The organism is Arthrobacter sp. 05L421 (genome assembly GCF_056397785.1).
On the sequence record NZ_JBFTOC010000005.1, the window covers coordinates 149,126 to 174,630 of the forward strand.

The 25,505-nt window shown below is 63.9% G+C and carries 19 protein-coding genes and 1 tRNA gene; 8 read left to right on the forward strand and 12 right to left on the reverse strand.

Going from position 1 to position 25,505, the window contains the following annotated elements; genetic code table 11:
* Positions 1-353 precede the first annotated feature (353 nt).
* The gene (locus AC1DKQ_RS08785) at positions 354-3,431 is read right to left on the reverse strand and encodes a CBM96 family carbohydrate-binding protein (RefSeq protein WP_476918738.1); all 3,078 of its coding nucleotides are present in this window, start codon (positions 3,429-3,431) and stop codon (positions 354-356) included.
* A gap of 284 nt (positions 3,432-3,715) precedes the next feature.
* On the opposite strand from AC1DKQ_RS08785, the gene AC1DKQ_RS08790 reads away from it, so the two are divergent.
* Both AC1DKQ_RS08790 and AC1DKQ_RS08795 read left to right on the forward strand, forming a co-directional pair.
* Positions 3,716-4,168, forward strand: coding sequence for an FAD synthase family protein (locus tag AC1DKQ_RS08790; protein ID WP_476885896.1), 453 nt, complete (start codon positions 3,716-3,718; stop codon positions 4,166-4,168).
* A gap of 1 nt (position 4,169) precedes the next feature.
* Positions 4,170-5,648 carry a glycerophosphodiester phosphodiesterase gene (locus tag AC1DKQ_RS08795; protein WP_476918739.1) on the forward strand — a complete coding sequence of 493 codons (1,479 nt, stop codon included), beginning with the start codon at positions 4,170-4,172 and terminating at the stop codon, positions 5,646-5,648.
* A gap of 47 nt (positions 5,649-5,695) precedes the next feature.
* Here AC1DKQ_RS08795 and AC1DKQ_RS08800 read toward each other — a convergent pair whose 3' ends face one another.
* From AC1DKQ_RS08800 to AC1DKQ_RS08820, 5 genes are read right to left on the reverse strand one after another with little or no spacing between them, the layout of a single operon-like run.
* Positions 5,696-6,964 carry an MATE family efflux transporter gene (locus AC1DKQ_RS08800; RefSeq protein ID WP_476918740.1) on the reverse strand — a complete coding sequence of 423 codons (1,269 nt, stop codon included), beginning with the start codon at positions 6,962-6,964 and terminating at the stop codon, positions 5,696-5,698.
* Positions 6,965-7,723 (reverse strand): CDP-alcohol phosphatidyltransferase family protein, encoded by a 759-nt coding sequence (locus AC1DKQ_RS08805; RefSeq protein ID WP_476918741.1) that lies wholly within the window; start codon positions 7,721-7,723, stop codon positions 6,965-6,967. It abuts the gene before it with no gap.
* Positions 7,720-9,159, reverse strand: coding sequence for a hypothetical protein (locus AC1DKQ_RS08810; protein ID WP_476918742.1), 1,440 nt, complete (start codon positions 9,157-9,159; stop codon positions 7,720-7,722). The genes AC1DKQ_RS08805 and AC1DKQ_RS08810 overlap by 4 nt, the downstream gene beginning before the upstream one ends.
* Positions 9,143-10,297 carry a glycosyltransferase gene (locus AC1DKQ_RS08815; RefSeq protein WP_476918743.1) on the reverse strand — a complete coding sequence of 385 codons (1,155 nt, stop codon included), beginning with the start codon at positions 10,295-10,297 and terminating at the stop codon, positions 9,143-9,145. Before AC1DKQ_RS08815 ends, AC1DKQ_RS08810 begins: the two co-directional genes overlap by 17 nt.
* Entirely contained in the window at positions 10,290-11,138 is an 849-nt protein-coding gene (locus AC1DKQ_RS08820) for a glycosyltransferase family 2 protein (protein ID WP_476885890.1), read from the reverse strand. The genes AC1DKQ_RS08815 and AC1DKQ_RS08820 overlap by 8 nt, the downstream gene beginning before the upstream one ends.
* Positions 11,139-11,179: 41 nt before the next feature.
* On the opposite strand from AC1DKQ_RS08820, the gene AC1DKQ_RS08825 reads away from it, so the two are divergent.
* Positions 11,180-11,962, forward strand: a complete 783-nt coding sequence (locus AC1DKQ_RS08825) for an SGNH/GDSL hydrolase family protein (RefSeq protein ID WP_476885889.1) — start codon at positions 11,180-11,182, stop codon at positions 11,960-11,962.
* Positions 11,963-11,976: 14 nt separating this feature from the next.
* Here the strand turns inward: AC1DKQ_RS08825 and AC1DKQ_RS08830 are convergent, their stop codons facing one another.
* Genes AC1DKQ_RS08830 through AC1DKQ_RS08845 form a run of 4 tightly spaced genes read right to left on the reverse strand, consistent with a single transcriptional unit; the run spans position 11,977 to position 16,476 of the window.
* Positions 11,977-12,579: an LbetaH domain-containing protein gene (locus AC1DKQ_RS08830; RefSeq protein ID WP_476918744.1), complete on the reverse strand. Its 603-nt coding sequence runs from the start codon at positions 12,577-12,579 to the stop codon at positions 11,977-11,979.
* Positions 12,579-13,838, reverse strand: a complete 1,260-nt coding sequence (locus tag AC1DKQ_RS08835) for a glycosyltransferase family 4 protein (RefSeq protein ID WP_476918745.1) — start codon at positions 13,836-13,838, stop codon at positions 12,579-12,581. Before AC1DKQ_RS08835 ends, AC1DKQ_RS08830 begins: the two co-directional genes overlap by 1 nt.
* A gap of 6 nt (positions 13,839-13,844) precedes the next feature.
* A complete protein-coding gene (locus tag AC1DKQ_RS08840) occupies positions 13,845-14,810 on the reverse strand; it encodes an NAD-dependent epimerase/dehydratase family protein (protein WP_476885886.1) in 966 nt (321 codons plus the stop codon).
* Between the two features lie 43 nt (positions 14,811-14,853).
* Complete coding sequence (locus AC1DKQ_RS08845; protein ID WP_476885885.1) at positions 14,854-16,476, reverse strand: sugar transferase; 1,623 nt, start codon at positions 16,474-16,476, stop codon at positions 14,854-14,856.
* A 586-nt stretch (positions 16,477-17,062) separates the two neighbouring features.
* Between AC1DKQ_RS08845 and AC1DKQ_RS08850 the strand changes: the two genes are divergently transcribed.
* The 3 genes from AC1DKQ_RS08850 to AC1DKQ_RS08860 all read left to right on the forward strand — a co-directional run bounded on the left by AC1DKQ_RS08850 (position 17,063) and on the right by AC1DKQ_RS08860 (position 18,546).
* Positions 17,063-17,136: transfer RNA gene (locus AC1DKQ_RS08850), tRNA-Gly, on the forward strand.
* 103 nt (positions 17,137-17,239) lie between these two features.
* Positions 17,240-17,389, forward strand: coding sequence for a hypothetical protein (locus AC1DKQ_RS08855; RefSeq protein WP_167467922.1), 150 nt, complete (start codon positions 17,240-17,242; stop codon positions 17,387-17,389).
* Positions 17,386-18,546, forward strand: a complete 1,161-nt coding sequence (locus tag AC1DKQ_RS08860; protein ID WP_476918746.1) for a N(5)-(carboxyethyl)ornithine synthase — start codon at positions 17,386-17,388, stop codon at positions 18,544-18,546. The genes AC1DKQ_RS08855 and AC1DKQ_RS08860 overlap by 4 nt, the downstream gene beginning before the upstream one ends.
* 85 nt (positions 18,547-18,631) lie before the next feature.
* Here AC1DKQ_RS08860 and AC1DKQ_RS08865 read toward each other — a convergent pair whose 3' ends face one another.
* Positions 18,632-20,005 (reverse strand): MFS transporter, encoded by a 1,374-nt coding sequence (locus AC1DKQ_RS08865; RefSeq protein ID WP_476918747.1) that lies wholly within the window; start codon positions 20,003-20,005, stop codon positions 18,632-18,634.
* A 139-nt stretch (positions 20,006-20,144) separates the two neighbouring features.
* Between AC1DKQ_RS08865 and AC1DKQ_RS08870 the strand changes: the two genes are divergently transcribed.
* A complete protein-coding gene (locus AC1DKQ_RS08870; RefSeq protein ID WP_476918748.1) occupies positions 20,145-20,999 on the forward strand; it encodes a LysR substrate-binding domain-containing protein in 855 nt (284 codons plus the stop codon).
* A 322-nt stretch (positions 21,000-21,321) separates the two neighbouring features.
* Positions 21,322-21,687: a hypothetical protein gene (locus tag AC1DKQ_RS08875; RefSeq protein WP_476885881.1), complete on the forward strand. Its 366-nt coding sequence runs from the start codon at positions 21,322-21,324 to the stop codon at positions 21,685-21,687.
* 99 nt (positions 21,688-21,786) lie between these two features.
* On the opposite strand, the gene AC1DKQ_RS08880 is transcribed toward AC1DKQ_RS08875, so the two are convergent.
* Positions 21,787-25,341 (reverse strand): proline dehydrogenase family protein, encoded by a 3,555-nt coding sequence (locus tag AC1DKQ_RS08880; protein ID WP_476918749.1) that lies wholly within the window; start codon positions 25,339-25,341, stop codon positions 21,787-21,789.
* Positions 25,342-25,505 lie beyond the last annotated feature (164 nt).

Below are 25,505 nucleotides of genomic sequence, written 5' to 3' on the forward strand. Positions count from 1 at the left end.
TTCGGGTCTGTGCCCTGGGGGACCCGTGAAGAGAGGTACTTCTGCTCAGGGGGCGCAAAGATGGGCTTAGGTGCCGCCTGCGCAGTGCTGGAAGGCTTGGAAGGAACAGCGGCGGCCGCTGTCCCAGCTGCTTTTGCGGCAGGAGCCGGCGAGGAAGTCCCCGCAGGAGCAGCCGGAGACCCAGGAGCTGAGGCAGACGGGGCGGCCGCGTTGGCGGACGCCGAAGTGGAGTTTGGACTTCCCGGTGAGGTGCAACCGGCGGCTGCGAGAACCGCAGCCGCCAGAAGCACCAACCCCAGGGATTTCGAGAGACCGTTATACATGGGATGTTTTCTTTCGAGAGTTGTTCTGATCTAGGCGTTCGGCTCGAAGTTCAGGACCAGAACCGGACGCTTGGCAACAGCGGCTTCCCGCGAGAAGAACCACATGTTGTCAGTTCCTGAGCTCTGCATCGAGAAGTTGATGTCGCCTGCGAGCGCTGCCGAGACAGCGGCCGCGTCGAGTGGGATTGAGTACGACGCGTTGGGTGCCGTCGGACCGGCGAGGGTGCCCAGCAGGGCGCCGTTGGTTTGCGGACGGTTGTTGTAGGTCGTCGTCGCCTCGGACCAATCACCGGCCATCGCCACCGTCTGCTGCGGATCGGCGGACCCGGCAAAGGCATCCGCAGTGGTTGAGAACTTCAAGGTTGCCGACACGAGGTGCTGGCCCGCAGGAACCTGCGCGGAAGCGTTGAATCTCATGTAGGTAATGTATGCCGACGTACCCCTGGTGGCCAGGGTCGTGAAGGACCCTGTTGCGGTAGCCGGCGCCCCCGCGTTCACATAGGTGTCGGCGGTCGGAGTCAGCGTGAGTGAGACGGGCTGGGGTTTCGGAACCACCGTGGCAGAGGCTTCGTTGGACGGGCCGCTGACATTGCCGGCCGCATCTTTGGCGAGAACCTGATAGTAGGCGGTGCCCGCGGGGCGGCCGGCATCGGTCCAGTTGAGGGTGCTTCCGTCGACGGTTGCCGCGAGGGTGGCGGCTGAAGGTGTGAACCCGCTGGTGGCGGAGCGATGGACTTCGTAGCCGGTGACACCCACATTATCGGTGGTCGCGTTCCAGGAAACCGCCACGTCACTTGAGGTGACGGCGGCCGAGACGCCTGTCACGGCCGCGGGAGCCTGGGTGTCGGGGACCGGCTGTCCGATTCCCTTACCGATGTTGAAGTGATCGGTGACCTGCGCTGCCGAAAGCACCGACGGATATACCGCGAATTCATCGATGGACCCGGCAAAGTAGTTGCTTGAGGGCTGCAGCGGCCATGCGTTCAACTGGTCTCCGCCAATCTTCCATGAACCCCAGTAGCCTTGCCCCGTGGTCTGGTCCGGCAGCACTCCGATCAGGCTTCCGTCAACATAGAGGCGCATGCCGTCGCTGCCTTGGGTCGCCACCGCGTGGTGCCAAGCGTTGTCGTTGTACGGAATCGCCGTCGTGACGGTCCTTGCTCCGTTGACCCAAACACCGTAGATCAGCGTGCCCGCGTTGGTCATGTAGAGGTGGCGATCGTAATTTCCGCTGAGCCCGGGATTGGTACCGTGCCGGTTCGGCTGGCCATTGCCGAAGCCGAAAATTTTACCGCCTCGGGTCGTGTTTGTCTTGAACCAGGCTTCTGCGCTGTAGACGCTAGGAGCGTTGGCACGAACTTGTCCGTAGGCCAAGGCACTCGTGCCGTTGAACGTCGTCGCCCGGCTGGAGTCATTCGCGATGGCCCCGGTGTCACCGGCGAATGCCGGTCCACCGTAGCTGAGCTCCAGGTTGTTGCCAGGCGAGCTGTCAGCCCCCACTGTGGGACCGGCGTCGTCCAGGCGCCAGTACGTGGTAGCACCAGCCCCACGCACGGCGGCGGGGTAAGCAGCGTTACTCTTAGCCGTTGTGACGGCAACTGACGCCGAGAGCGGGCTGGTGTTAGTTCCATCTGTCGCCCGGATTCGGTAGCTGTACTGCGTTCCGGGTACGGCTGTCTTGTCCGTGAAGGACACCTGGCCGGTCGACCACCACAGCGAGCTGGCATTGACCGTACCCAGCGCAGTCGCCGAGCCGTTCCGGTAGACGCTGTAGCTCAGGTCGGAATCGTCGTCATCCCGACTGGCCCGCCACCGGATCTGGTTTTCACCCGTGCTCAGGCTTGCGGCAGAGACGTTACTGGGCGCCGAGGGTGCAACCGTTCCCGGGCCGGGGCCGAACCTTGTCAGTCCCTGCTGGGCCTTGCCATTGGTCGTGGTGAATTCGCCGGCGACCCACAGCACGTCGCCCGAGCCCTTGTTCGTGTGGACTATGGCCCGCGGGCCAATGCCTTCACCGATGCCGTCATTGGTGTCGGGGCTCCACCCCAGCTGGGGTGCCGGGGTGTCGACGCGCTGCGCGGTCAGGTGCTGCCGAACGCCGTCTGCCATTTCGTTCATGGACGAGCAATCGTGCTCGTGGCTTGCGGCGTAAAGAACACCGGCATAGACGTCCACCGCCTGGGTGGCTCCGAGGCAGGTGTCCCTCCACACCTGGTCGAACGTGTCGAGGCTAAATTGCGCCCGGCCATCGAAGACGCCGCCGCCGGTGCCCTCGTTGCCGATGTAGAAGTTCTGGCCGTCGTCAACAATTGTCTTTGTAAACGAAGTGCGGGAAATGAAGGAGCTGCCGTAGGTTCTTACGTTCGCACCGGTAGTCGCATCGACCACCGCAAGCGACTGGGATGCAACACCATTGACGTTCGCGAAATCGCCGCCGAGAACGGCGACATTGCGGCCGGCAGGAACGTCCAGGGCGCGGGCTGACGCATCAACAGCGGGCGCCCATGGAAGGAGCGCGCCGTTTCGGTCCATCGCCGCATAACGGGTGCGGGCCGCGGACCCCACGGATTGGAAGTCACCACCGAAATAGACGGCTGAATCGGTTGCAGCGATTGTTCGGACCGTTGCCGAGACGACAGCCGGCTTAAAAGTCGTGTCCACCGTGCAGTCAGGAAGCCTGATGGCAGCGATGCGGGTGGTATTGACACCGTTGATGGCCCCGAACAGGCCGCCCACATAGAGGCGGCTACCGTCCGGCGTTACAGCCAAGGCACGAACGGTTGTCCCGGTACCGCCGGTCACGGACAAGGCACAAGAGGTCGGATTGCCGGTATAGGCGTCGAAGGCTGCGAAGTTCACGGCATTCATTGACTGTGGGCTTCCGGCAGCGGTGCCGGGGGGCCTGATCTGGGTAAAGGTTCCGCCGGCGTAGACCACACCCTTTGACTGGGCCATGGTCCAGGCAACGCCGTTTGTCTGCCAGGTCGGGAGGTCGTTGGCGGAAAACGCGACTCCCGGGGAGAGGGCGAGCGCGGGGCTGCTGGTGGCAATTAACGGCGCCACCGCGAGAGCAATGCCCGCTAGGACGGCTGGGATTTTTTGACGCATGGATTTCCCCCGTACGTAGTTATGAGCTTCAGAGCTGAAACTACAAAGATCAAATCAGCAAAGACCGGGGGCGGGAACGGTTGCTCCTACTAGCATTTCCATCCCTTCTACCTGTCTTACTGGGGCCGCTACCTGCTTTAGCCGTGCGCCCACGCGTTTCTCTCCAAAGTCCTTTCCCCCAGGCGATAACACCCTCAGCATGGAATTGGGGGGACCAGCCCTGCGCCTCGACGGCCGGCTGGTGCCTATCACCTATTCGGCATCAGTGAAGAATCGAGCTCGTCATGACTGTTCGCATTGGCTACGCATCCGGCGTCTATGACCTTTTCCACGTCGGGCACCTGAACCTACTTAAACATGCACGACTGCACTGCGATTATCTGATTGCCGGAGTGGCTTCCACAGAGTCGACACTGCAAATGAAAAACAGGGCGCCTGTCGTGCCTCTGCATGAACGCCTCGAGATCGTCCGGAACATACGGCTTGTCGACGAAGTGGTGGTAGACAACTACCCGGACAAAGTGGAAGCCTGGCGCGCCGTCGGTTTCAACGTAATTTTCAAGGGCGATGATTGGCGCGGAACAGAAAAAGGGCTCCGTCTGGAAGCCGGCATGCAGGCACTGGGCGTGGATGTAGTGTATTTTCCCTATACGGTCCACACTTCCAGCACCCTACTGCGACGCGCCCTCAACCTCCTGGAAAGCGGTCTTGAGGACAACGAGTCGTTGAAGGCGTGAAATGCGCGCAAATCGAACGTCGCGGCCATCAGCCTTCGGCGCACAAAAAGATTCGGACAATTACGGGATGCTTTCCCGGCGCCACGCGCTAATCCTTGGAGCCGCGGGATTTTTTCTGACCGGATGCACGCCTGATCCTCCAATTGTTGAAGCTCCTGCTGTTCACACTATTGCCACGCTATTCGAACAGGATCGTTTCTTCGTTGCACATCGCGGCTCAGGAGATAACTGGCCGGAACATACAATGAAGGCGTATTCACAGTCGGCGAAGCTCGGCGTTCCGGCGCTCGAGATATCTGTGAACTCGACCAGTGACGGCGTACTGGTCTGCCATCATGACCAAAGTGCGCTCAGGGTAACCGGAAAAGACAGTAAGGTCGCAGAATTGACCTTTGCCGAGCTAAGCGACCTTCGGGTCGATGCCCGCGCCTGGCTTGGCCCGGCGACGGCACTTGAGCCCATTCCGAGGTTGCGGGATGTCCTCGACCGATTCGCTGCTTCGCATGTAATTTTCATCGAAGACAAACAGGGCACGAATACAAAAGCTCTTCTTGACTTGATGGACAGCTACCCCGATTCCACCGCACACTTCATCTGGAAACAACCGGCCACCGCGCTTCAAACTGCGGCAGCTACCAAACGCGGCTATAAGACCTGGGGCTACTTCATGCCAGAAACTATCCCGCGTTTAGACGAACTGGCCGCCAGATTCGATTATCTCGGCGTCTACTACACAGCCAATGACGCGACTGTCAGGAAGGTCGTCGCCTACGGCAAGCCTGTAATTTGCTGGGAAATCCATACCCGATCCGATGCCGACCGCGTGAGCCGCCTCGGCGTTCAAGGCTTGATGTGCTCCAATGTCCCTTATCTGACGACTTCGACTGCGGAATCACGCGACAGATTCTCTACCGGCACACGGGCCGCCGGCGATCTGCCTTGGACTACCGACCAAGGCTGGGACGCCCAACCCGTAATCGACGCGGCATCTGCATCGGTGGTGTTGGATACGAATCAGAATTTCAGCTACCGGCTGGGATCGATGGGTCCCGTCACGAAGGAGATCTACAGCCTGAGCTTCGAAATGTGTTGGCCGAAGGAGCTCCCGTCGGAACTTCTGCACGCCGGAATCGCATTCGGACAAAAGGATGACACCGCCTACCGGGTGCTGGTGACAAGCACCGTCGGGGGGTATCACCTGATCATTCGGCCAACGGGGGAGCTGGTCTTGTACCGGCGCGACCCCGGAAATCCCGCCGGTACACGGTTGCAGACGATCACGACGTCACCGGTAAAGCCCGGGGAATGGATACGCTTCAAAATCGACGTGACGCCGCCTTCCATCCGGTTCTCCAGGCTGGACGGCACTGGCTGGTCTGGAGAGGCAATGGACCGGGAATATCGCGGGGGGTACATCAGCCTCTGCAAGGACTACCCTGCCCCGGTTCCGGTCCAGTTCCGGGGTGTCTCGGTCATCTAGTCAGGGGGTGACCCGCGCCGGACGCGCCGTCGTGTCACTCCCGGCGCTCACCGGGCATCAGCAGCCGGCCGAAGTTCGACTTCCACCGGATCCGGCCCGTCCGACGCCGATTGCGCCTGGGACCGGGACCTCGACACAATAGTGGCAATCCCCCCAACGACAGCTGCCACCGCGACCGCCAGCGCAAATGCCCAGGCCGAAGCAACGGTGCCGCCCGCATACGCCAGGGCCAGCGGCAGCACAAGCGTCAGCATGGCCAGAGTGGCGCGCATGAGAGTCGACAATTTGTTCGCCTGCGCGGACCTGTAGTAGGCCAGTAGGACGGTGTAGGGAACCATTGCCACGTATTGCACCAGGTACGGGAGCCGGAGTCCGGACGCAGACTCCCAGGTTGCGCCGAGCACTAATGCGCCCATCGAGGTCGGCAGCAGCATGACGGCCGTACCCCACACGCCGGCCATGGCTGCTACGACAACAAACGTTTCGATCAGCCGCTTTCGAAAAACCGGACCGCCTTTGGCACGCACGAGTTCGGGAATGACCGCCATCTTGATGGCGGAAAACGCGGTGTTGAGGGGCGAGAAGAGCAATTGCGCGGCCCGAAGCGCACCCACGCCAGCAGCGCCCAGAGGGAATGCCAGGAGGTAAAGGACGACGAAGTTGGAGGCATTTAGCGCTGAAAACTCGCCGAGATAACGGAGCCCGGGGTGGCGGTTGACGCTAAGCCAGCGCCTGCCGCCACGCAGCGAAGGCAGCACCCGGTCCAGCATGAGCCCTACGGCCAGCGCTGCAGCGGCGCCGCAGCCCCAGCAGAGGACGACGGCCCACACGGCTCCAGAAGTCAAGGCGACAGCCGCCATGGACGCGATTGACAAGACGGCCCAAACAGCGTCTATCAACAACGCCTGCCATGGGCGGCCTTCGCAGATAAACAGGTACCTTAGCGTGTCCTGAAGAAGCACGAAGGGCAAGCTCGCGGCGACGATGAGCCAAATGAGGCGGGACGATTGGTCAGCCAGGATGGCGCCTGCAAGCAGTAGCGGGAGGGCTGCGGCCGCCACCAGTACGGTGGCACCCAAAGCGCCCCTTCGCACCGAGGCTTCTAAGGCGGCCGCGGCGGAGTACTTGACCAGTAATGTCTCTCCGATGAGCGCACGCTGCGCGCCGAGGACGAGGAGCAACCCGGCATAGGCCAAGGAAAACTGACCGAATTCGCCGGCGGTCGCAACATTTGCCGTAATTGCCACCGCTACGAAGTTCGAGATGCTCGATACGGCTTGGTCGCCAAAGGCAACGTACCTGCTCAGACGGGCCATTCAGTCCATCCTTGCCAACGTACGGGAGAACTTCGCCATGTAGGCGGCGCAAAAGATGCAATGAAAAACCGCCAAGGCCAAGTAGCAGGGCAGGAATATCCCGCTCCACGGCACCGTCATCAGCACGAGACACGTAATGCCGTAGTCGACAGGCAACGTGAGGACTGATCGCTTTAATGAGCTCACGGCGGCGTGGTCGGGACCGCCTGGGCGGGGGCCCGACTGACGATTGAGTTGATCAAAGAGGGCGCCAGCGAAGAAAATTGTGGAGTTGGCGAAAAGGAACACCCCGCACAGCACGGCCAGCGCCAGGGCCGGAACGGAAGTTGTGCGCAGGAGGAAGCAGAAGACGGCTCCGTGCAGAACGACGATCCTACCGCTGTCCAGCACATGGTCAAGCCACTCACCCAATTTTGAGCTGCGCCCCTGAAGCCTTGCCAGCTGCCCGTCTGCGGAGTCGAGGACGAACCCGGCGGCGAGAACCAATCCCACCAGAGCGGAAGCTGTTCCCGTTCCTGCGCCGAAGGCAAGCCACAGCAATGCCCCGTAGGTCAGCAGCGCGCCCGCACCAGTGACATGGTTCGGCCCGAATCGCGTGTTCCGGAGCGCGGCCGCGACTATCCGGCCAGCGGGGCGGTTGACGTACAGACAGTACAGGGGGACCCCTTTCTTGCCCTTCTGCGCCTGGCTGAGTTCCTTGAAGGATTGCGAAAACCTGGCTCCTTCCGTGCCCGAACGCTCAAGCTTGTCCGTAGTCATTTGCTTTCACCAGGCTTTCGTTTGACGGTAACGCTCAATACTGCGATGGCCAGGCCGAGGATAAGCAGCCTGCCCATCGACTGCAAGAGGGAGCCCCGCAGCAGGATGAACATATACCCGCAGAAGATGGAGACGCCGAGATAGCCCACCGAACCTGCGGACAAAGCACCCGGCCGGAAGCCGGCGTCGAGCCTTCTGCTCAGCAGGCCCAGCAGGGCAAAGGTGACCACCACACCGACGGCTCCGAAATTTATCCATGCTTCGGCCCATAACGGCGATGACAGGTTGACGTTGGCACTGCTCATCCATTGACCGACTTCGACACCGCTATCGAGCGGCTTGGTCGGCCAGATGACGCGCGGCACCCAAAACAATAGGGCGCCAAGAAACTGGTAACCCCAGGTGAGCCCCTCATCCCGGGTGAACCCGAGGGTATTCGCGAGCATACTGAACTGGTCGTAGTCCTTGGTCGAAATCATTTGCCATACAGAGTCCGTCTGGAGCATGACGCCGGTCCCCGCTGTTCGGCGGGTGATGTCGCTTAAGGGAAAAAGGAAGATCGCCGCCACAACCCCACCGACGATCGCGAAGTTGAAGATGGACTTCCGTGACCCGATGAGCGGCATGATCAAGCCGAAAAGCACCGCCAGCGTCCAATACCGGGAGTTGGAGATCGGGTTGTTGACGACGACATTGAGCACCACCAACCCGAGCACCAACCCAGCGTCCAGAAGGTTAAGAGAACTTCGGAGCGTCCGGATTACGTGGATGTAGAAAATGAGTGCCACCAGGCAAGTTACAGAACCGAAGGCAGAGACGATCGCCCGGGCAGCCTGGCCACTGTCGGGGCTCACCTGGTCGAGGGCTTGGCTCGCCTCCTGCCGGCTGGCAAAGAACACGCCGATTCCGCCGACCTGCGCCACGTAAACCAACCCGCCCAGGATCGCGACCGTCGCAAAGATCCGCAGGGTTTCCATACTCCGCAACGTGCGCACTTGCGGCCCCCCCCAGTCCCGGAAAAGTCTCAGGTGGTACGCCAGATCGAAGCTGATGCAACCCAGAAGAGTGACAGCGGTCGTCGAGTACAAAGTTGCGTCGTCGACCTGGACTGCCAGGATCGTCGACGCGCCTGTGGACAATTGAGCCAGCGGCACCACGCCGAGACAGATATAGACGAACATCCAGAAGACGCCGGCTACAGGTCGCACCTGGTTCTTCCACAAAATGAGGCTCATGCGGAAGGCGGAATAGAGCAGTGCCGAATATCGGATGAGGAAGTCGGTATCGCTGTAGGAGGCTTCCGACGTCGAGCGGAGGATGAGGGGTATTGCGACCGCAAAACACAGAAAAGCCAGGATCGACAGTCCCGGCCCGATTCCGGGCTTTGCCTCGCCGGGGAAACGAACCGAGCTTCGGAAGTCAGTCCCGGACAGCATCTATCGCCTCCTCATACAATCCCAGGAGACTCTCTGCCAGGGACTCAGCGGACCATAGACCCAGGTGCAGCTCCCGGGCTCGCGCACTCAGCCGGTACCGCAGGTCCTGGTCGGCCGCCACTGCGACCATGGCGGCGTGGAACGCTTCAGGCGTGGGCTCGGCAATCATCGCCGCGGCGGCCTTCCGCAAGGGCGAGGCGAGTCCGCATTCCGATGTCAGGATGATGGGCGTCCCCACAGCCGCCGCCTGGATAATCACCATGGGATAAGGCTCGTGGCGGGCAGGCAAAACGACGGCTGTCGCCCGCGACAACGCGTCTAAGACCTCCGGTTCCGTCAGCTCCCCCGGAAGATCGAACCGATCCTGGAAACCTGAAGCATCGATCAAGGTGCGCACGGCCGCCAGTTCGCCCTGATCCGGTCCCGCAACCACGAAGCGGGCCACTTTTCCCTCCCGCAGGAAGGCAATTGCCGCCTCAACGAACACTGTGGGCTGCTTCCGTGGCGCAAGCCGCGAAACAAAAAGGAAAGTGCTGGTCTGCGGGTCTTCCCAGGCCGTGCCGGGGTCGGAAGTGGCGTTCACGACCCTGCGCATCATGGTCCTTGGCACGCCGAGAGACTCAAGGTTTTTTTCCTCGGCCTCCGTCAAAGTCAGCCACAATTTCGGCGTCTGCATGGCCCGCCGGAAGATCAGTGAATCGAACAGACGCAGCCCGCGGGAGCTCGGAGCTGCGAGCATGCCGTGGGCCTGCGCGATGACCGGAATCGCAGCACTGCGAAGTATGAGGGCGCTGGAGGTCGTGATGAAGTCGCGGCAAAGGTGAAGCTGGACGACGTCTACCCGGCGGCTGCGATCCCAGACGTGCTTGACAAGACCGACCCCTATCAGGCCCCTGAGGCGGGCGCCCCGAAAGGGCCGGCGGACAGGAAAGATTCTTTCGTGTGGTTCCGGTCGGGTAGCCGGCAGAGTCCCGAGCCAGCCCCCAACCAGTTCAACAGCGGCGCCGCGGCGCACCAACGCGGCACTCTGCATGCGCGCGACGGCCCAAACCCCGCCCGCGACGGCTCCCGGGCCGGCGAGGCCTCCGATCTGCAGGACTCGTAGGGGCGCCCTGACCGATGCGTGTTTTTCAGGCATGGTCTGCCAGCCGCCAGCCGTTTCGCCTAAGTTCGCGAGTCTTCAGGCCTATCTGCCAGTAGTACGTGGCCAGGGCGACGGAGTAGTCCAGGCCGGCTCGTCCGTCCAGGAAGCCGCGCCGGACGACGTAGCTGTAGACCCAGAAGGCGAGTGGCTTGAACGGCACGACGTCAAAACGCTGCCCTTGCAGGCTTTTCGACGAGCGCACCGTGCGCCTCATGGCCGGGTCAGCATGGATATAGGCTTCCCAGTCCGAGTATCTGTTGTGCCTGTCGAACCAGGTGCGCACCGGGTCAAGATCGTGGTGTGCCAGGAGCCCCTCTGTGCGGCCCACACCGCCCCTCGCCTCCGGCTGGTAGTGCACCTCCAGCTCGGTCATCACCGGGAGTTTCAACAAACCAGTGTCCTCATAGTGGTTAAAGCCCCGCTTCAACAGCGAACGTTTGACCACCCGGTGCCCGTGTTTGAGGACCTTGCCGGCGAAGTGATACGAGATGGGTATATCGAAGGCCACCCGGCGTTCCAGCGGATCTGAGACGATCGCGGCGATTTCCTCGACCAGCTCCCGGCTCGGATATTCGTCTGCGTCAAGGAACAGGATCCACGGGTTACGGGTCGGCACATGCTCGAGCTGCCACTGCTTCTTCTGCGGATATTCCCCGTTCCAGGTGAAGTTGATGACGGTCGCGCCGCTTGCCGTGGCGAGTTCCGCGGTCCGATCGGTGCTGTTTGAATCGACCACGATGATTTCGTCAAAGTCTCCCAACGCCGCCACGCACTTCTGGATGCTCGCCTCTTCATTCTTCGTTTGAATCAGAATCGTGGCTGGTATTTTCTGCATTCACTTCCCCCTCAGGAGTGGTTTGCCGATAGTCTTTGCGAATGGATTTTCTGAAGCGAACGAGCCGGACCAGATCATCCTTCCCGTTCCGTCATGCGACGGAACTGGGGTTTGGCCTTCTTCTTGTGGTGGCGGTCCTCATTGCCGTCCTGGCGCTGACCACGCGTGAGAGTGGGATCGGACCGTCTCCGGGCCTTGCTGCCAGCACGCCGCAACCGAGCCGGGCAGCGGTTCCCAACGTCGACATCATCGGCGACTCCTACGTTGTCGGCTCCGACCAAGGCGGCTACGGGGCAGCCAATTGGACAAAGATTGTCGGGACGCGCTTTTACGACGAGTCTCATCCGATCGATATGAACGTGATCGGCCATCCGGGCGCCGGATACATCGTCAGGGGCACTGAGAAAGTCACGTTCGCCGAAGCCGCCACCGCTAGTTTGCGCTCGACGGCAGACCTGGTTCTCGTCTTCGGGAGCAGAAATGACGGTAAGCAGAACCCTGCCACAATGGCGGCGGCGGCCACGGATCTCTACACAAAGATCCACGAGCGGGCGCCCCGGGCAAAGGTGATCGTGGTCGGGCCGGCCTGGGTCGACGAAAAGGTGCCCGACTTCATCAGCAGCGACAGCAAGGCGATCGCCGGCGCAGCGTCCGCCGCCGGCATTCAGTTCGTCAACCCGTTGAGCGACCGCTGGTTTTTCGGCGCCGATGCCAAGCTCATAGGAGCCGACGGCGTCCACCCGACCGACGCCGGCCATCAATACCTCGCAGGCAAGATGTATGGATTGATTTCTAAGACCCTGGCCACCATGGCTACCCCCTAGGCTGCATTGTGCCATCACGGGACATCGTTGTCCCGGAACCGCTCCCGGATCACTGCGGGGCCAGGCGCCCGGCCAAAGACAGCGTTCGGCGGAATTTCCCCGCGGACTACGGTGAGCGGCTCCACCATAGCTGACCGGCCGATGTGAGCTCCGCCTAGCACCATGCACCGCGTCGTTACCCAGGCGCCGTCGTCTATATGGACCGGGCTGGTGATCAGACCCATGTCGCTGCGGGCCCGGTGGCTTCCCGTGGTGATGAAGCACTCCTGCGAAATCACCACGTTGGAGCCAACGTAGACATCGTCCTGGTTGTGAAACCAAACTCCTTCGCCAATCCAGCAGCCGGCCCCGATGTGGAGCTTCCACGGAAACTTGACGCGGGTCCGGGGCCGGAATGTGACACCCGGACCGATCTCGGCGCCGAAAGCCCGGAGCGCGGCGACCCTGAGCCGTGAACTTATCTGCCAGGGGTTGCTCACGAACAGCAGTTCGCATACCCCCCACAAGTAGACAGTCGTCCGGGGTTTGTCCCACGCTTCACCGGCGCCGGGCGCCATGGCCAGATCAATGACCGGTGTTTGCCGCTCTGTTCCGGAGCCAGGAGTTGGAGCAAGCATCAAAATACCGCCTCTGCCGTCTGCGCGGCCTCATGTGGTGCTGGAACTCCGCCGGCAACCGCCATGGCCAGCACTTCTTCGAATCGGGTAGCGATCGGACCGATCCCAAACCGCTCCACGGCGAGCTGACGGCTGCGCCCTCCGGCCAACACCAACGACGCCGGGGACTGTGCCATCTTGTGCAGCCATTCGGCGGCGCCCTTCACACCCTGTGCGTCCGGTTGGCCCACGTACCCTCCCACCGCTTGGATGTCCAGAGCGGCAGGATTGTCCCGTGGCATGAGTCCCAGGACGGGTCGGCCGGCTGCCAGGGACGAGAGCACTTTGCTGGGTATCGAAAACCTTGATGCCCCCGGTTCAAGGAGAGTAAGGAGCACATCTGCCGAGCCGAGCATGTCAGGCAGTTCAGCGGCAGGCTGGAACGGCAGCAGAGTGATTGGCAGTTCTGGTTGCCGCTCCGCGATCTCCCGCACGGCCTCAATCCCCTCTCCCTCCGAGGCGACCACGAGACGTGCCTCGATGCCCTTGTCGAGAGTGGCGCGCAGCAGGTCAATCAACAGCACCGGGTTGTGCTTCCGGCCAAGCGTTCCGGCATAAAGCAGACGTATCCCCCGGTCCTGCGGGAGGTGGGCGAGTGCCCACGCGTTTTCCCTTGGGCGGGGGACAATCTCGCCGATCGGCGCCCAATTCGGGATGACAGACACGTGGCGCACATCGATGCCCCAGCGCCCGTAGGCCCGGCGGAATTCTTCACCGATCGCGACGACCTGGCTGGCGCTGCGGACCAGTTTCTTCTCCATCCTCGTGACCCATCGCTGCGCCGACGGACCGACGGCTGCGGGCAACCGCTTGCTGATCTCTTCTCCGATCGCGCTGCTAAAGAGGTCTTGGTGCCACAACACCCACGGCTGCCCCGACTTCGCCATGGTCGAACTGAATTTGTTCAACACGAACAACGGAACGTTGCACGCCACGACGCAGTCGGGGCGTGCCTGTTCGAGGTGGCCGACCCACGCCTTGGCAAATGACCTCTCGAACCGCACCCGTCCCAACGGCGAGTACTTTTCGAAGGTCCTGGCCGCGGTGATTCCGCGAAAGGTCAATGAGTCAGGGTCACCGTCCAGACGCTCCAGCTTTCCCTTGCCACTCGCATACTGGGTCGCGTAGGCGTGCTCGACGTTGTGTCCCCGGGCCGCGAGTTCCCGGGACAACTCTGCCTGGAAAGGGTGTCCGGCAAAGTCGTGAATGTGGATGCGCACTCAGGTTCACCCCTGTGCCTTGATCTGGTCGAAAATCCACCCGTAGGTCTTTTCAAGTCCCTCCCGGAGCGTGATGGACGGCTCCCAGCCGTAGGTGGCGCGGTAGAGGGTGTTGTCGCTGTTCCGTCCGCGCACTCCCTGGGGTGCATCCAGCTTGTAACGCCTGGTTACCACGGTGCCGGAGATCTGCTCTAGGAGATCCACCATCTGGTTGATCGAGACCAATTCGGACGAGCCCAGGTTCACCGGCTCGGCCAAATCGCCGTGCAGGATATCTATGGTGCCCCGGACGCAGTCATCGATATACATGAAGCTGCGAGTCTGCTCCCCGTCGCCCCAGATCTCCAGGTTGGTGTCTCCCGTCAGCGTCGCCCGGGCGAACTTGCGCGCGAGGGCTGCCGGCGCCTTCTCGCGCCCGCCGTCCCACGTGCCGTGTGGGCCGTAGACGTTGTGATAGCGGGCGATCCTCGTCTGCAAACCGAAGTCCTCCCGGTAGTGCCGGGCCATGCGTTCGGTAAACAGCTTCTCCCAGCCGTAGCCGTCTTCCGGCTGCGCAGGGTAGGCATCTTCCTCGCGCAATGCGATGACGTTAGCGGAGGTCTGATGTCCCGCAGCGTAGACGCAGGCTGAGCTGCTGTAGAAGAACCGCTCAACACCAGCTTCCTGCGCCGCCATAAGCATGTGCGTGCTGGTAAGCACTGTCAGCATGCAGGCGGCCTTGTTGTTCTCAATAAACCCCATGCCGCCCATGTCAGCGGCCAGGTTGTACACGTGCTGCACCCCCCGGTTGACCTCACGGGCCGTCTCCAGCAGCGAGCAGTCGCCTTGCACGTTCTCCGCCGCCGAGTGAACCTGGTACCACTCTGCAAACGGCTTGCTATCTACTGCCCGGACAGATTGTCCGTCTTTGAGGAGTTGCGCCACCAAATGGCCGCCGATGAATCCACCAGCCCCCGAAACAAGTGTGGTCATAGCCTTGCCTTTCTAGTTTTGTAGATCAGAAACCTTGGGTTTGTCAGTAAGCCCCGACCGGTTTGATGAGCATCTTGGCTGTGCGCCACAGGATGATCAGGTCGCCGGCCAGTGACCAGTTTTCGACGTAGTACAAATCCAGGCGGACGCTGTCCTGCCAGTTCAGCTCCGACCTGCCGTTGATCTGCCACATGCCGGTCAGGCCCGGCTTGATGTACAGCCGCCTGAGAACCTTGTGCTGGTAGTTATCGACCTCGCGCTGCAGAGGGGGCCGTGGACCGACCAAGCTCATGTCACCCTTCAAGACGTTCCAGAACTGCGGCAACTCGTCCAGGGAGTGCTTTCGCATCCACCGCCCGACCTGCGTGACCCTGGGATCGTTCTGCATCTTGAAGAGCACTCCCGCGCCCTCGTTGTGTTCTAGAAGCCCGGCGAGGTCGTCCTCTGCGGTTTCGACCATCGACCGGAATTTCAACATGTTGAACTTGTCCCCGCCGCGGCCCACCCGCTCCTGCTTGAAGAGCACCGGACCCGGGCTGTCCCGTTTGATGAGTACGCCGAGGACAAGAAACACCGGCATGAGCGCCACCAAAGCGGCTGCGGCCAGCGTGATATCGAAGAACCTCTTCAAGGCGTGCTTGGCGCCGGAGTACTGGGGCAGCTCCACGTGCATGAGGGGAAGTCCCTCAACGGGACGGGAATGGATCCGGGGACCGGCCACATTGGTCAGTCCGGTGGTGAGGATCAGCTGGGTGGAGGACTGTTCCAGCTTCCATCCCAGCCTTTGTATGTAGCGGCTGCCGCCCTTCATGGGTCCGGCCACCACGACGGCATCGGCGTCCACGGAAGCCACTGCTTCCACGACGCTCCGCTCGTCTCCAACCACCGTAAAGATCTGGTTGCCCTGCGTGAAAGCGCCTGGGCCGTGGGACCCAGCAAGCGCAACGCCTACGACCTTGTACGCCGCTCCGGATTTCTTTGCTATTTGGCTGACGACGTATCGGACGTCGTTTGGCCGGCCCAGTACGATCACGCGCGAAAGGTAGTGGCCGTGAACCCGCTGCCTGGACAACCACTGACGCAGGCCCCAGCGCGCCATCAGGAGGCCTGCCAGCCCGGCGGGAAGGGCGAGTGCGAAGAATCCCCGGGCAACGTCGATATTCAGAACAAAGCAAACCAAGGCGATGAGGCCCAACAGCATTGCGCTTGCACTGACAACGCGCCTGTATTCGTCGATCCCGATTCCGACAATCCGCGTATCCCTGCTCTTGTACAGTCCCAGCGACAGCATCCAGGCGGCCGCGATGACCACGGAGATTTGAAGATAGTCAATGTGGAGTCCGCCCACGCCCACCGAGCTCGCGGCGCTCAAGCCGAATCGGGTGATGTGGGCGGCTGCGGTGACCGCGGCGATGACCAGGGCGTCCGCGGCAATCAGCAGCCGGCGGTAACGGTTTGCCCAGCGAATTCCCTCGCGCCGCGAGCTGCTCGCCAGGCGGAGTTTCGCGGACCTGAAGTCTGGGAATGCGATTGATGGCGGGGCCAGCGCTACCCCGCCGCCGCCGCCAACGGCGCCCGGTAAATCCTGCGGCCATGCGGGGACCCGCACATGGTCCGGCGAACGAAACCCCGGGTGGACCGGGACGCGTTGTTTGAGCTCACTCATTCTCCCCTCCCGTTACGCCCAGGAGAAGACTCACTCGAAGCGCGCCAGGTGCCTGATGTTGCTCGATCCGTATCGCCGCACGGCGCCGATTTCCTGGCACGCGAGGCTGGCTGAGCCCACCCGTTGGCAACAAAGGATGGACCACCATCAACATGTGGTCGTACATAGTGAGACCCTCTAGCGACTTGGTTGGTTGTGGTCTCCCCTAGTAAATTCGATGCCCTTCCCCCGCACACGAGTGGGCTCTACCCTTCTTGGATTTGGGAACCACTCGTGATGGTCGGGGCCGCGGCCTGACTACTCGCATCGACTACCCGGATCTGAGATAGGACTACCCATTCGACAGCGGCATCGGGCCGGTTCTTCGGCGCAAACTGACGGGCACCCCATGCCGTCTCGAGCAAAGGGGTCCTTGGGGCTGCCTTACAACTTGGAGATGGCGCCGAAGCCCAGAGTCTCAGCCGCAGCCCAGGCAGGTAGGTTTTCGTGGAATCCCGTGCCGCTGTTCAATGACGCCGCCAGACTGGGGTAATGTAAATCTCGTTGTTTCACCGGGGCAAAGTCCAGCACTCTGACTGGCCCCACTGCGGCTGTAGCTCAATGGTAGAGCGCTAGCTTCCCAAGCTTGATACGCGGGTTCGATTCCCGTCAGCCGCTCCAATTCCACTCCCGCGCTTCCGCGCCGCTCCCCGGGCCTGCCATTAGGTTGCTACCTGTATGGTCAGAAGTCAGGAACCTCTTCGGTTCCGCTACAGGAGCAATCATGGCTGACAAGTCCCCCCGTCAAGCAGCATCCAAAAAAGCCGGCAAATCCATCAAGGAAAAGCGCGCTGACAAGAGGGCCGCTTCTGCGCCGGCCAGCTCACTGGACAAGGTGACCGCCGCAAAGACGGCGAGCCCGAAAAAGAAGTGACCGGTTCCTCGAACCACCTCACCCTCGGTGTCCTCGCCAGCACCCGCAAACCGGACGAGCGACGCCTCCCCATCCATCCCCTGCACCTGGACCGCATCGCGCCGGAAATCCGGGAACGCCTGATCCTCGAGGAAGGCTACGGCGAGCGCTTCGGCCTCTCCGACGCCGAGCTCGCGCCCCTCGTGGGGCGGATCGCGCCGCGAAAGCAGCTGCTGGCCGACGCCGACGTCGTCCTCCTGCCCAAGCCGCAGCCCGAAGACCTGGCCGAACTCCGGGACGGGCAGGTCCTCTGGGGCTGGCCGCACTGCGTCCAGGACCGGGCCATCACCCAGCTGGCGATCGACAAGAAGCTCACGCTCATCGCCTTCGAGGCCATGAACCACTGGGCCAGCGACGGCGGCTTCGGCCTGCATGTCTTCCACAAGAACAACGAGCTCGCCGGCTACTGCTCCGTGCTGCATGCCCTGGCGCTGACCGGTTCCACCGGAGACTACGGCCGCCGGCTGAGCGCGGTCGTGATCGGTTTCGGGGCCACCGCCCGCGGCGCCGTCACGGCACTGAATGCCCACGGCGTCCATGACGTGCAGGTGCTGACCAACCGTGGGGTTGCCGCCGTAGGCTCGCCCATCCATTCGGTCCGGATCGCACAGTTCGACCACGACAACGAGGCACCGTTCCTGAGCGAGGTCATCACCGAGCGCGGGCGCGTGCCGCTGGCGCCGTTCCTCGCCGGCAGCGACATCGTGGTCAACTGCACGTTGCAGGACCCCAACGCGCCGCTGACCTACCTGCGCACCGAGGACCTCGACGCCTTCCGGCCCGGCAGCCTGATTGTGGACGTGTCCTGCGACGAGGGCATGGGCTTTAGCTGGGCGAAAACCACCACCTTCGCCGAGCCGATGTTCCAGGTGGGCCACCACATCGACTACTACGCCGTGGACCACAGCCCGTCCTATCTCTGGAACTCCTCCAGCTGGGAAATCAGCGAGGCGCTGCTGCCGTTCCTCGAGACGGTGGTCTCAGGTCCCGGAGCCTGGGCGGGGAACGAGACCATCCGCCGCGCGGTAGAAATCCGCGACGGCGTGGTCCTCAACCCGGATGTGCTGCAGTTCCAGCAGCGGGAGCCGGAGTTCCCGCACCGCCCCCTGGCGCCCTAGCAGCGCCCGTCTCCGGGTTTCGACGACGAAATGGGCAGCCGCTGCGTGGATCCACGCAGCGGCTGCCCTATTTTCGGCAGGAAAGCTAAGGTGTGGCGGCCGCCTTCCGCCCGCCCTGGTTCCGGACGATCCGCAGCAGCCGGCGCCGGTCCTTCAGGTCCACCTTGAGCATGAGCTGCCCGCGCCGGGCAAGGACAACGCCGACAGTCGCGGCGGCCAGCATCGGCACACTCCCGGAAACCAGGACAGCGGTGTGCGGGTTGGTGTGCTCGGCCAGCCAGCCCATGATCGGCCCGCCGATGGCCTGGCCGCCGATCAGCACCATGATGTACAGGCTCATGACCCGTCCGCGGATGGCCAGGTTGGAGCTGACCTGGACCAGCTGGTTGGCGGCGGTCAGGAACATCAGGCACCAGAAACCGGCCAGCACCATGGCCGCGCCGAACCACTCCATCGACGGCGCCAGGGAAGCCAGGCACAGCATGAGCCCGTACATCCCGCCGCCCAGGACCACCGAGCGAAGCCGCAATGCGCGACGCCGGGCCGAGGTGATGGCTCCAGCCAGCGCGCCCAGGGCCACGAGGGTGTTGAGCAGCCCGTAGCCGCCGGCACCGGCGTCGTACACGTGGTCGGCGAACGCCGCCAGCAGCACAGGCAGGCTCATCGCGAATACCGCGACGAAACCGGCCATCAGCCAGGGCCAGTAGATGGTGGGTTTGCTGAGCGCATAGTCCAGCCCTTCCCGGAGCATGCCCCGGCGCTTGGGGACCGGCGTGCTGACATGCAGCTGGTCTTTGCGCAGGCTCAGGAGCATGGCCACGGTGAAGCAGCAGGCCACCGCGTTGCCGGCAAAGGCCCAGCCGGCGCCCACGGCGGTCAGCAGGATCCCGGCGATCGCCGGACCGATCAGGCCGCCGAGCTGGAAGATCGTGGAGTTCACGCTGATTGCGTTCCGCAGGTAGCGGGGGCCCACGAGCTCGTTGACGAACACCTGACGGGCCGGCTGGTCCAGCACGGTCACGAGGCCCAGCACCAGCGCGATCGCGTAGACGTGCCCCACCTCGATCCGCTGGCTGAGCGCCAGGACGGCAAGGAGCGCGGCCAGTGCAGCGGCCACCGATTGGCACAGCATGAGGATCTTCCGCTTCGGGAAGCGGTCCGCCATCATGCCGGCCCACGGGCCAAGGAACAGGGACGGCAGGAACTGCAAGGCCACGGTGACGCCGACTGCGGTGACGGAGCCGGAGAGCTGGAGCACCAGCCAATCCTGGGCGATCCGCTGCATCCAGAGCGCGATCACGGCGATGAAGTGCCCGATCGCGAAGATACGGAAGTTGCGGACCTTCAGCGAAATGAAGGTGTGGCGCCAGGGCAGGCGCTCGTTGACGACGGCGAGTGGTTGGGTGATGGTGTCCGGCAGGGAAGCGGTGTTCGCGTCTAGCGGCGGAGGCGGTGCCACGGAAAAGTCCTCAAAAGAGCGGGTGAGCGGGATGGACTTAACGCTAGGCTGGCCCCAAGAGATTATGGAAGCCTATTCCACGCATAACTCGCATTACAAAACGCAATGCTGCGGTTGCGGCAACTGATCCGGGGGCCCCATGTTCGAACCCGCCCAGCTCCGCTCGTTCCTTGCCGTGGCCGAAACCCTGAGTTTCACCAAGGCCGCCGAACGCCTCGGCGTGGCCCAGCCCACCGTCAGCCAGCACGTCCGCAAGCTGGAGTCCGCCGCCAAGCGGGTGCTGATTGCCCGGGACACCCGGGATGTGCGGTTGACCGACAACGGCGATGCCATGGCCGGGTTCGCCCGGAGCATCCTCGCCGCGCACGATTCCGCCGCCCGGTATTTCTCCGGATCCGCCATGCGCGGGCGCCTGCGCTTCGGCACGGCCGACGACCTTGCCATCACCGGCCTGCCCCGTATCCTCCGGGAGTTCCGGCAGATCTATCCGCAGATCAACCTCGAGCTGACGGTGGGCCAGAGCGACCAGCTCTACAAGCGCCTCAACGCCGGTCAGCTGGACCTTGTTTTTGTGAAATGGGTGGCGGGGGCCAAAGACGGGACCGTGGTCCAGCAGGACGCCTTCGCCTGGGTCGGCCTGGAGCAGACCGTGCTGGATCCGGCCGATCATGTCCCGCTGATCGCCTACCCCTCCCCCAGCCTGAGCCGGAAGCTGGCGATCGATGCGCTAGAGGCCACGGGCCGCACTTGGCGGATCACCTGTACCACGCGGCAGATCAGCGGCGTGCTGGCCGCCGTCCGGGCCGGCATTGGGGTGGCGGTCATGCCATCCTCCCTGGTGCCGGAGGACCTGAAAGTTATCACCCGCCGGTTCGATCTGCCACCCGTGGGCGACGTCGACTTCACGCTCATCCGCAACCCGCTGGCCAATACCGAGGTGATCGATGCCCTCACGCAGGCGATCGTGGGCCGGACCCTGAAGCGCCCGGCGTGACTCCGGCCTGACGCCGCACTGATACCCCGGCTGATACCCGGGGGCCCAGCCTGAGGCCGCGGCCGGACCCCGGCCGGGCGCGGATCCGTCCGCGGTACTTACGCGGCGCGCTACCCGGACGCGTGCAGTACTTACTTGACCATTGAACGGTGCAGGTACTTCATCTATCCTGACACTACTCAAGCTATACCGTTCGAGGTCAAGCAGTGGCCCGCGACAATGATTCGAAATAACGAGCGCTGTCCGTCGCTGATGCCGTATGGCTGACGCCGGAGCGTTCGGGATAGGCCCGCCAATGATGCCAGCCGTTAACCACCCCCGATTGTCCACCCCCCACGCGCCCAAGGCCGCCCGTCCGGCAACCGCGCCGGCGCACCCTGCAGCGGCCATGCACCACCAGGGCGCAACGATGCAGCACCCCAGCGCCGCCCAGCACGCAACCACCGCGGGCCACCGGGGCATTCGTCCTGCCACCCTCGCGGAGTCCGAGTATGTGGCCAGCCCGTACTGCGAACGCTGCGGCACGGACGAGTTCATTTACCTTGAGACCTTCGTCCCTGCGACGCACCGGCGGGACGGCTCGGTCAGCAAGCTCGGCGAGGTCACGTACTTCTGCTCGGGCTGCGACGACTTTTCGGCCCACGCGGTCCCCGCCTCCTGGGTGCCGCCGGGCTGGTACTTCGGCTAAGAGTCCCGGGGCTTAACGCCGTCGCCGCCGTGCCGCACCTTTCGGTGCCCGCACGGCGGCGACGGCGTTTTAGCACGCCTGGGTTAGGGTCTGAGCAGCCTAGATCAGGCCGTCGGAGATGTGGTTGGGCGTGCCGAAACGGTGCGCCGTGATGCTGATGGCCTGCTCGTGCAGGAACGGCAGCAGCTCCACGCGTCCCGCTTCCGTGACGGGGTGGACGTACACCGCCAGGTCGGGGCGGCCGCCCGTCGCCTCGAACAGTGACTTGGCGTCCCCGCCGATCAGCCGGATCCGGGCGCCGGAGAGCTTGCCCGCCGCGGAGAGCTTGCCGGCGGAAGCGAGCCATTCGGCGTCGTTCTCAACAGTGGCGGCGATGCCGAGCCCGGAGAGGACGGCGCGCAGCTGGGCGGGCAGTTCAACGCCGGTGGAAACCGTCAGGTCGGACCCGGCCAGGACGCCGGCGGCGACGGTCCGCACCAGGGCGGCCAGCGGCTCGCCTTCGGCGAGGCGGACGGTGACGGGCAGCGCACGGTAGCGGAACACGTTGCGCTCCGCGCTCAGGCCCGAGACGTCCTTCGCGGCGCCGAACTCGTCGGCCCAGGCGCGGGCGTCGGAGGCGAGCGCGCGCTGCAGCGGTGCGAGTTCGTCGGCCGTCAGGAAGCCCTTGGCCGCGTCCTCGATCCGGCGGACGCCGGGGTGGGCGGGAGCGGCGCCCGGCGTGCCGGCGGCGGTGCTGGGCTTGCTGACCCATTCGCCGAGGCCGACGAGGTAGTTCGGCCCGCCGGCCTTGGTGCCGGCGCCGACGGCGGATTTCTTCCAGCCACCGAACGGCTGGCGCTGGACGATCGCGCCGGTGATGCCGCGGTTGATGTAGAGGTTGCCGGCCTGGATGGTGTCCAGCCAGGTCCCCAGCTCTTCGCTGTTCAGCGAGTGCAGGCCCGCGGTGAGGCCGTATTCGATCTGGTTCTGGACCGCGATGGCCTCCTCGAGGGTCTCCGCGGTCATCACGCCGAGGACGGGGCCGAAGAACTCGGTGAGGTGGAAGTAGGATCCGCGGCGGACGCCTGAACGTACGCCCGGGCTCCAGAGCTTGCCCGTGTCATCGAGCTTCCGCGGTTCCACGGCCCAGGTCTCGCCCTCGCCGAGGGTGGTGAGGGCGTTCAGGAGCTTGCCCTTGGCGGGCTCGATGATCGGGCCCATCTGGCTCGCCGGGTCCTCCGGGTAGCCCACCTTCAGCGAGGTGACGGCGTCGATCAGCTGGTTGTGGAAGCGCTTCGATTTCGCAACGGAGCCGACGAGGATCACCAGGGAGGCGGCGGAGCACTTCTGGCCGGCGTGGCCGAAGGCGGAGTACGCGACGTCCTTGGCCGCGAGGTCCAGATCCGCGCTCGGGGTGACGATGATGGCGTTCTTGCCGCTGGTCTCGGCCAGCAGGGGCAGGTCCTTGCGGAACGAGCGGAAGAGCTCGGCGGTCTCGTAACCGCCGGTCAGGATGACGCGGTCCACGGCCGGGTGGGAAATCAGCTGCTGGCCCAGTTCCCGCTCGCCCAGCTGGACCATGGTGAGGACGTCGCGGGGAACGCCGGCCTCCCAGAGGGCCTCGATCATGACCGCGCCGCTGCGGCGGGCCTGCTTGGCGGGCTTGATCACGACGGCGGAGCCGGCGGCGAGGGCCGCGAGGGTGGAGCCAGCCGGGATGGCGACCGGGAAGTTCCACGGCGGCGTCACGACGGTGAGCTTGGCCGGGACGAACGTGGCGCCGTCGACGTCGTCGAGCTTGCGGGCGGATTCGGCGTAGTAGTGCGCGAAGTCCACGGCCTCGCTGACCTCGGGATCGCCCTGGTCGATCGTCTTGCCGGTCTCGCTGGCCATGACCTCGAGGAGATCGGCGCGGCGGGCCTCGAGGACGTCGCCGGCGCGGTGCAGGATTTCGGCGCGCTCGGCGCCGGAGAGTGCACCCCAGGCCTTGCCCTTCTCGACTGCGGTGTCGATGACCGTGTTCAGGGTCGCGGCATCGTTGATCGTGGCGGCCTCGACGGCGGCGTTGCCCAGTGTCGACGTCGCCACACGGCCCAGGATGGCCCGGCCCCAGTCGCGGTTGGCGGGCAGCGACGGATCGGTGTCCGGGGTGTTCTCGAACGAGTCGTGTGGCAGCGGCGCCGCCGGGAGGGCGCGGTTCTGCCGGCGGTTCGGGGCCGGGACCTCGTCGTCGAGCTTGGCGAGCGAGGCGAGGAAGCGCTGCTTCTCACGCCCGAAGAGGGATTCGTTCTCGCTGAGTTCGAAGACGGCGGACATGAAGTTGTCCTGGCTGGCGCCCTCTTCGAGGCGGCGGATCAGGTAGGCGATCGCGACGTCGAACTCGGCGGGGTGGACCACCGGGGTGTAGAGCAGGAGGGAGCCGACGTCTTTCTTGACGGCTTCGGCCTGGCCCTGGGCCATGCCGAGCAGCATCTCGAATTCGATGCTCTCCTCTGCGGTATCCGCGATGCCACGCTGCTTGGCCAGGAGCCAGGCGAAAGCGATGTCGAAGAGGTTGTGCCCGGCCACGCCGATCCGGATGTTGCGGATCCGGTCCGGGTGCAGCGAGTAGTTGATGACGCGCTTGTAGTTGGTGTCCGAGTCCTGCTTGGTGCCCCAAGTGGCGAGCGGCCAGTCATGCAGGGAGGCTTCGACCTGCTCCATGGGCAGGTTGGCGCCCTTGACCACACGGACCTTGATGGCGGCGCCACCGTCGGCGCGGCGGGCGGCGGCCCAGTCCTGCAGGCGGATCATCGCGGACAGGGCATCCGGGAGGTAGGCCTGGAGCACGATGCCGGCCTCGAGGTTCTTGAACTCGGGCTTGTCCAGGATCCGGGTGAAGACCGCGATGGTCATGTCCAGGTCCTTGTATTCCTCCATGTCCAGGTTGATGAACTTGGCTTTGGAGAAGGAGGCGGCGCGGGCGAAGAGCGGGGTGAGCTTCTCCACGACGTGCTCCACGGCCTCGTCGAAGGCCCATGCGGAGTGCGGGGCCACGGTGGAGGAGACCTTGATCGAGACGTAGTCGACGTCGGGCCGGGACAGCAGGGTGTGCGTGCCCTCGAGCCGGCGGGAGGCCTCGTGCTCGCCGAGCACGGCCTCGCCGAGGAGGTTGACGTTGAGCTTGATGCCGTCCTTGCGGATCTTGGCGATGGCCGGGCCCAGCTTGGCGTCGGTGGCGTCGACAATGAGGTGGCCGACCATTTCCCGCAGCACCCGGCGGGCAACCGGGATGACCACCTGTGGCAGGACCGGGGCCATGGTGCCGCCGAGGCGGACGGCGCTGCGCATGTACCAGGGCAGGAAGGCGGGGACCTTCGGGGCCAGGGCGGCGAGGTTGCGGGCGGCGACCTGCAGGTCTTCGGGACGGACGACGCCGTCGACGAACCCGACCGTGAAGTCCAGGCCGTTGGGGTCCTTCAGGACCCCGGCAAGCTGCTCGGCCGAGGCGTCGACGGGCACCTTTGCGGCTTCGGTGAGCCAGTGGCGCACCAGCGCGATGGTGTCCTCGGCGAGGGCGGCGGCCTCAAGGACCGTGGAGCCTTCCGAAACGGCGGCGTGCGTGGCTTCGTTGCCTGCGGCGCTCTCTGCTGCGTTTCCGGTGGTTGCGCCGGGCTCCGTGGAGATGTTGGTCATGGCTGGAACTCGCTCATTTCTCAAGATGTGGACCTCTTATGAATCAGTATGCGACCGGATTTTCATAAGATAAAGCGAAGTTTTCTGAGCAATACCGGTTAGAAAATCCGAAGGATCGTTTTCCCGCCCGAACGTTCGGAAACCACCCCGAACCCTTAAAAACC

Excerpts from the sequence above, each read along its gene's own strand:
- AC1DKQ_RS08855 (WP_167467922.1), top strand. The coding sequence starts at position 17,240 with ATGGCTGACAAGTCCCCCCGTCAAGCAGCATCCAAAAAAGCCGGCAAA.
- AC1DKQ_RS08785 (WP_476918738.1), bottom strand. The coding sequence starts at position 3,431 with ATGCGTCAAAAAATCCCAGCCGTCCTAGCGGGCATTGCTCTCGCGGTG.
- AC1DKQ_RS08840 (WP_476885886.1), bottom strand. The coding sequence starts at position 14,810 with ATGACCACACTTGTTTCGGGGGCTGGTGGATTCATCGGCGGCCATTTG.
- AC1DKQ_RS08790 (WP_476885896.1), top strand. The coding sequence starts at position 3,716 with ATGACTGTTCGCATTGGCTACGCATCCGGCGTCTATGACCTTTTCCAC.
- AC1DKQ_RS08825 (WP_476885889.1), top strand. The coding sequence starts at position 11,180 with ATGGATTTTCTGAAGCGAACGAGCCGGACCAGATCATCCTTCCCGTTC.
- AC1DKQ_RS08820 (WP_476885890.1), bottom strand. The coding sequence starts at position 11,138 with ATGCAGAAAATACCAGCCACGATTCTGATTCAAACGAAGAATGAAGAG.
- AC1DKQ_RS08795 (WP_476918739.1), top strand. The coding sequence starts at position 4,170 with ATGCGCGCAAATCGAACGTCGCGGCCATCAGCCTTCGGCGCACAAAAA.
- AC1DKQ_RS08830 (WP_476918744.1), bottom strand. The coding sequence starts at position 12,579 with ATGCTTGCTCCAACTCCTGGCTCCGGAACAGAGCGGCAAACACCGGTC.
- AC1DKQ_RS08870 (WP_476918748.1), top strand. The coding sequence starts at position 20,145 with ATGTTCGAACCCGCCCAGCTCCGCTCGTTCCTTGCCGTGGCCGAAACC.
- AC1DKQ_RS08880 (WP_476918749.1), bottom strand. The coding sequence starts at position 25,341 with ATGACCAACATCTCCACGGAGCCCGGCGCAACCACCGGAAACGCAGCA.
- AC1DKQ_RS08810 (WP_476918742.1), bottom strand. The coding sequence starts at position 9,159 with ATGCTGTCCGGGACTGACTTCCGAAGCTCGGTTCGTTTCCCCGGCGAG.
- AC1DKQ_RS08805 (WP_476918741.1), bottom strand. The coding sequence starts at position 7,723 with ATGACTACGGACAAGCTTGAGCGTTCGGGCACGGAAGGAGCCAGGTTT.
- AC1DKQ_RS08845 (WP_476885885.1), bottom strand. The coding sequence starts at position 16,476 with ATGAGTGAGCTCAAACAACGCGTCCCGGTCCACCCGGGGTTTCGTTCG.
- AC1DKQ_RS08800 (WP_476918740.1), bottom strand. The coding sequence starts at position 6,964 with ATGGCCCGTCTGAGCAGGTACGTTGCCTTTGGCGACCAAGCCGTATCG.
- AC1DKQ_RS08815 (WP_476918743.1), bottom strand. The coding sequence starts at position 10,297 with ATGCCTGAAAAACACGCATCGGTCAGGGCGCCCCTACGAGTCCTGCAG.